The organism is Corallococcus sp. AB049A, assembly GCF_003668885.1.
GTDB lineage: Bacteria > Myxococcota > Myxococcia > Myxococcales > Myxococcaceae > Corallococcus > Corallococcus interemptor.
Window position 1 is genome coordinate 1 of record NZ_RAWL01000533.1, and the last position, 5,249, is coordinate 5,249.

General features: G+C 67.8%; 8 protein-coding genes. All 8 read left to right on the top strand.

The annotated features are described in order from the left end of the window. Positions 1 to 2: 2 nt before the first annotated feature. The 8 genes from D7X55_RS35380 (at position 3) to rplI (ending at position 5,028) form a co-directional block, all read left to right on the top strand. Positions 3 to 374, top strand: a complete 372-nt coding sequence (locus tag D7X55_RS35380; protein ID WP_120553099.1) for a DUF5658 family protein — start codon at positions 3 to 5, stop codon at positions 372 to 374. 116 nt (positions 375 to 490) lie between these two features. Continuing rightward, positions 491 to 790, top strand: coding sequence for a septation regulator SpoVG (spoVG, locus tag D7X55_RS35385; RefSeq protein ID WP_014395244.1), 300 nt, complete (start codon positions 491 to 493; stop codon positions 788 to 790). 42 nt (positions 791 to 832) lie between these two features. Further along, positions 833 to 1,786: a ribose-phosphate pyrophosphokinase gene (locus D7X55_RS35390; RefSeq protein WP_120553098.1), complete on the top strand. Its 954-nt coding sequence runs from the start codon at positions 833 to 835 to the stop codon at positions 1,784 to 1,786. Positions 1,787 to 1,980: 194 nt separating this feature from the next. After that, complete coding sequence (locus D7X55_RS35395; protein ID WP_120553097.1) at positions 1,981 to 2,667, top strand: 50S ribosomal protein L25/general stress protein Ctc; 687 nt, start codon at positions 1,981 to 1,983, stop codon at positions 2,665 to 2,667. Positions 2,668 to 2,775: 108 nt separating this feature from the next. Further along, the gene (pth, locus tag D7X55_RS35400) at positions 2,776 to 3,351 is read left to right on the top strand and encodes an aminoacyl-tRNA hydrolase (RefSeq protein ID WP_120553096.1); all 576 of its coding nucleotides are present in this window, start codon (positions 2,776 to 2,778) and stop codon (positions 3,349 to 3,351) included. 265 nt (positions 3,352 to 3,616) lie between these two features. Continuing rightward, complete coding sequence (gene rpsF, locus D7X55_RS35405; RefSeq protein ID WP_120553095.1) at positions 3,617 to 4,096, top strand: 30S ribosomal protein S6; 480 nt, start codon at positions 3,617 to 3,619, stop codon at positions 4,094 to 4,096. Positions 4,097 to 4,146: 50 nt separating this feature from the next. Beyond that, the gene (rpsR, locus tag D7X55_RS35410) at positions 4,147 to 4,554 is read left to right on the top strand and encodes a 30S ribosomal protein S18 (protein WP_120524744.1); all 408 of its coding nucleotides are present in this window, start codon (positions 4,147 to 4,149) and stop codon (positions 4,552 to 4,554) included. Positions 4,555 to 4,584: 30 nt separating this feature from the next. Next, entirely contained in the window at positions 4,585 to 5,028 is a 444-nt protein-coding gene (gene rplI, locus D7X55_RS35415) for a 50S ribosomal protein L9 (protein WP_014395238.1), read from the top strand. Positions 5,029 to 5,249 lie beyond the last annotated feature (221 nt).

The window sequence follows — 5,249 nt, forward strand, 5'->3', positions numbered from 1 at the left end:
GCGTGGCGGCGACGGCGGATGGGGTGCAGGCGGGGAGTTGGGCGCAGCAGGCTTCTTTCTACACGTCACCGGCTTCGGTGGCGCTGCTCATGCTGAACCTGCTGGACGGGCTGTTCACGCTGCTCTTCCTGCAACTGGGAGTGGCGGAGGAGCTCAACCCGGTGATGCGCGTGGCGTACGAGCAGTCACCGCTGCTCTTCATGTTCTCCAAGCTGCTCATCGTGAACGCGGGGCTGTGCCTGCTGTGCCTGCACCGCCGGCTCAAGGCCAGCCGCTTCGCCATCCGCGCGGGCGCCGTCGTCTACGCCATCATCGTCGTCTACCACCTGGCCTTCCTCACCCACCTGGTGAGTCACTGGCCCTTCGGGGCATGACGGCTTAGGGCCCAGTGAACGGTCCCCGGCGCGACAGGTAGGGGGTGCTTGCTTTTCACCTCCGGTCTGTCCCAGGCTTCCCCATAGCTCCGGCCTTCCAGGTTCGGGGGGGGACCATGAACATCACCGACGTCCGGGTGTTTCCGGTCGAAGAGGACAAGCTCAAGGCGTACGTCACCATCACCCTGGATCACTGCTTCGTCGTGCGCGACTTAAAGGTGATCCACGGCTCCACCGGGCTCTTCATCGCGATGCCCGCGAAAAAACGGAAGGACGGGACCTACAAGGACATCGCCCATCCGTTGAACGCGGACACGCGAAGCCAGATGGAGCGCGTCATCCTGATTGAGTACGAGAAACACCTTCACCAGGCGCAGAACGGGACGCTTGGCCCCGTGGCCGCGGAACTCGACTAACGAACTTCCCTTCGGGGCGCGCACAGGTTAGTCAGCGCCCCCATGCAGCCGTCGCGTGACTTCAAGGTGTTCGCCGGGAACTCCAACCCGGCGTTGGCGCAGCGCATCTGCGAGTACCTCCAGCGTCCCCTGGGCAAGGCGACGGTGGACACGTTTTCCGACGGGGAGATCCACGTCGAGATCGGCGAGAACGTGCGTGGACAGGACGTCTTCATCGTCCAGTCCACGTGCCCGCCGACGAACCACCACCTGATGGAACTGCTCATCATGTGCGACGCCCTCAAGCGGGCGAGCGCCGGCTCCATCACCGCGGTGATGCCGTACTACGGGTACGCGCGGCAGGACCGGAAGGTGGCCGCCCGCACGCCCATCACCGCGAAGCTGGTGGCGGACATGCTGGAGGTCGCGGGGGTCAACCGCGTCGTCTCCATGGACATGCACGCCGGGCAGATCCAGGGCTTCTTCAACATGCCCTCGGACCATCTCTATGGCTCGCCGGTGTTCCTGGAGGACATCCGCAAGCGCTTCCCGGAGTCGAGCGAGCTGGTCATCGTCAGCCCGGACGCCGGCGGCGTGGAGCGCGCGCGCGCCTACTCCAAGCGGCTGAACACGGGCCTGGCCATCATCGACAAGCGCCGCCCGCGCCCCAACGCCTCGGAGGTCATGAACCTCATTGGCGACGTGAAGGGCAAGGACGCCATCCTGGTGGACGACATGGTGGACACCGCGGGCACGCTCGCCCAGGCGGCGCTCGCGCTGAAGGACAAGGGCGCGCGCCGGGTGCTCGCGTACGCGGTGCACCCCATCCTCTCCGGCCCGGCCATCCAGCGCATCACCGACTCCGTCCTGGAGGAGGTCGTCTTCACGGACACGGTGCCGCTGGCGGCCAACGCCAAGGCGTGCCCGAAGATCCGCGCCCTGCAGACGGACGCCCTCTTCGGGGAGGCCATCGCGCGCATCCACCGCGCGGACTCGCTGAGCTCGCTGTTCGTCTAGGCACAAGTCCGCCCGGAAGCCGGGCGGCTTGACGAAGGACCCTTGGGGCTGGCATGTCCGGCCCCCTCCACCGGTTCCATGGGCCCGTCACACGGCCCGGGCGCCGTCTTCGGGGCCCACCATGGGGGTGGGATGCCGAGGGCGCCCAGGACGCCGGTGAACCCCGCAGTCCCCACTGAAAAGAGCTTTCTTCCATGGCCACCGACAAGAGCACCCTCGAAGCGCAGGCCCGCGACAACTCCGGCAAGGGCGTTGCCCGCCGCCTGCGTGCGTCCGGCCAGGTTCCCGCCGTCGTCTACGGCAAGCACCTGAAGGCGCCGATCCACATCTCCGTGGACCCCAAGGCCATGCGCGCGGCCATCAACACGCCGCACAAGCTGAACACGCTCATCCAGCTGAAGCTGGCGGGCAATGATCAGCAGGTCCTCCTGAAGGACTACCAGATGGATCCGCTGACCCGCGACATCCTGCACGCGGACTTCATCGCCGTGACCGACAAGGAGCAGGTCAAGGTGAACCTCCCCGTGGTGCTCACCGGCAAGGCCGCGGGCGTGGCGGACGGCGGTCTGCTCACCCAGATCCGCCGCAACCTGGAGGTCTGGGCGCTCCCCGGCGCCATCCCGCTCCAGATTGAAGTGGACGTCACCAACCTGAAGATCGCGGAAGCCATCCACGTCAACGACGTGAAGCTCCCCGAGGGCGTGTCCGTGAAGACGCACGTCAACTACACCATCGCGGTGCTCTCCGCGCCGGAAGCGGCGGAGGCGGCTCCGGCGGCGGCCGCGGCGGCTGCTGCTCCTGCGGCGGCGGGCAAGGCGGCTCCGGCGGGCGACGCGAAGGCGGCCCCCGCGGCCGCGGCGAAGGCCCCGGCGAAGAAGTAGTCCCCTTCCGCCGTCCGGTGTCTCCTTTCGCGGGGCGGGCCTCTTCCAGGGCCTGCCCCGCTGTCTTTTCCGGCCTCGCTTCGTGGGGCCTTGGGTTCGGAGCCTTCCATGAAGCTCATCTGCGGGCTGGGCAACCCCGGGCGCGAGTACGAGCGCCACCGCCACAACGTCGGGTTCATGGTGGTGGACGCGCTGCTCGCGCGCGCCCGCGCGGAGCTCACCCAGGACAAGTTCCAGGCGCGGGTGGGCCAGGGCAGCCTGGGCGGCGAGCGCATCCTCTTCGTGGAGCCGCAGACGTTCATGAACCTGTCCGGCCGCTCCGTGGCGGAGGCCGCGCGCTTCTACAAGGTCGCCGTGCAGGACGTGCTGGTGGTGCACGACGAGCTGGACCTGCCCTTCGGGAGGCTGCAGCTCAAGGCGGGCGGCGGCGCGGGCGGGCACAACGGCCTCAAGAGCATGGTGCAGTGCCTGGGCGAGGACGCCTTCATCCGCGTGCGGGTGGGCATTGGCAAGCCGGAGGGCCCCAACGCCAAGGAGCGCGTGGCGGGCTACGTCCTGTCCAACTTCGACGACGGTGAGCGCCGCCAGCTGGAGGAGCTCATTGGCAAGGCGGCGGACATGGCGGAGAGCTGGGTGCGGGACGGGCTCGCCACGGCGATGAACCGCCACAACCGCCGGGCCTGAAGCGCCGGCCGGCCGCTTGCCCTCCTCCCTTCGCTTGACTTTCCAGGAGGGGTCCTCTTAGAAGCCCCTTCCCCCGGAGTGCGTCCCACGCATTCTCCGGTGGATGTTCTTTCAAAGCTTCCCGTGTTCACGCACGGGCCAAGGCGCGACGGTGACGGGCGCGCGAGAGGATTTCCCGTCCCCGGTGGTGGCCTTCGAGGGCTACCGGCCGTTTCCCCGCTCTCCGGATGGTCCGGAGGGCACTCGACCCCAAGGGGAGAGAAACATGGCAGAGACGCAGGCCGCCAAGCGGCTTCGTGAGTACGAGACCATCTTCCTGGTCAAGCCGGACCTGACCGACGACAACGTGGACAAGCTGAAGGAGCGCGTCCGCGGCATCGTTTCGCGTGAGGGCGGCAAGGTCCTCCGCTTCACGGTGTGGGGGAAGAAGAAGACCCTGTTCCCCGTCGCCAAGCAGCCGCGCGCCATCTACGTCCACACCAGCTTCCTGGGTGACGGCAAGCTGGTGGCGGAAATCGAGCGCAACCTGCGCAACATCGACGAGGTCACCCGCTACATCTCCGTGAAGATCGCGGACGAGGTGGACCCCGAGTCGCGTCCGGTGCTCGAGGACCTGAAGCTGGCCGGCGACGTCGAGGAGACCCGTCCGGGCGCTCCCGCCGAGCGCGAGGGTGGCGGCTTCCGGAGCGAGGCCCCGGAGTTCGCGGCTGTCGATTCGGAAGAGGATTCCCCGGAGGAGGCGTAAGCCTCTTCTGACGGGTCATTCCCCCAACCTTCCAGGAAACGAGAACGTTCATGAGCAACGGCATGGATAGCAAGCAGGGCGCGGGCGCTTCCCGCGGCCCCGGTGGTGGCGGTGGCGGCTACGGCGGCGGTTCGCGCGGTGGCGACCGTGGCGGTGATCGCGGCGGTGACCGCGACCGTGGTGGTGATCGTGGCGACCGCGGCGGCATGGGCGGCGACGACGACAAGCGCGGTGGTCGCGGCTTCGGCCGCAAGAAGGTCTGCCGGTTCTGCGCGGAGAAGAACGCGTCGGTGGACTTCAAGGACCAGGCGACGCTGAAGTACTTCGTCACCGAGCGCGGCAAGATCATCCCCCGCCGCATCTCCGGCAACTGCGCGAAGCACCAGCGTGAGGTGGCGGTGGCCATCAAGCGCGCCCGCGGCATCGCGCTCCTCCCCTACAACGCAGTGGTCGGCTAGTCGCCGGTCCGCAACACAGGAGACAGAAACATGAAGGTCATTCTGCGTGAGGACATCGACAACCTCGGCAAGTCCGGCGAGCTCGTCACGGTGAAGGACGGCTTCGGCCGCAACTTCCTGCTGCCGCGCAAGAAGGCGGTCCTGGCCAGCGAGCAGAACCTGCGTCAGCTGGAGCACGAGAAGTCCGTGCAGACGGCGCGCAACGCCAAGCTGAAGGGCGCCGCCGACGAGCAGGCCAAGAAGCTGGGCGCCGTCAAGGTCACCATCAAGCGCAAGGTGGGCGAGCAGGACAAGCTGTTCGGCTCCGTCACGGTGCTGGACATCGCCGAGGCGCTCGCGGCCCAGGGCCAGCAGGTGGATCGCCGCCAGCTGCACCTGGCCGAGCCCATCAAGTCGCTGGGCAGCTACGACGTGGAGCTGCGCCTGCACCGCGAGGTGACGGCGAAGATCAAGGTCGACGTGGTGGCCGAGTAGTCCACCGCTTCACCTGAAGCGCTCCATCGCTTCAAGCAAGAGGGCCGTCCGGGCAACCGGGCGGCCCTTTTCGCGTCTGGCGGGCCCTGTTGCGTCCGCTTCGCGCCGCGCCCGGTCCGTTCCACGGCATCCGCGTGGAGCCAGCGCGTCCCCCGTGGGTATCTCCTGTTTCTTATACACATCTCCGAGCCCACGAGACCTGAGCCTATATCGTATGCCGT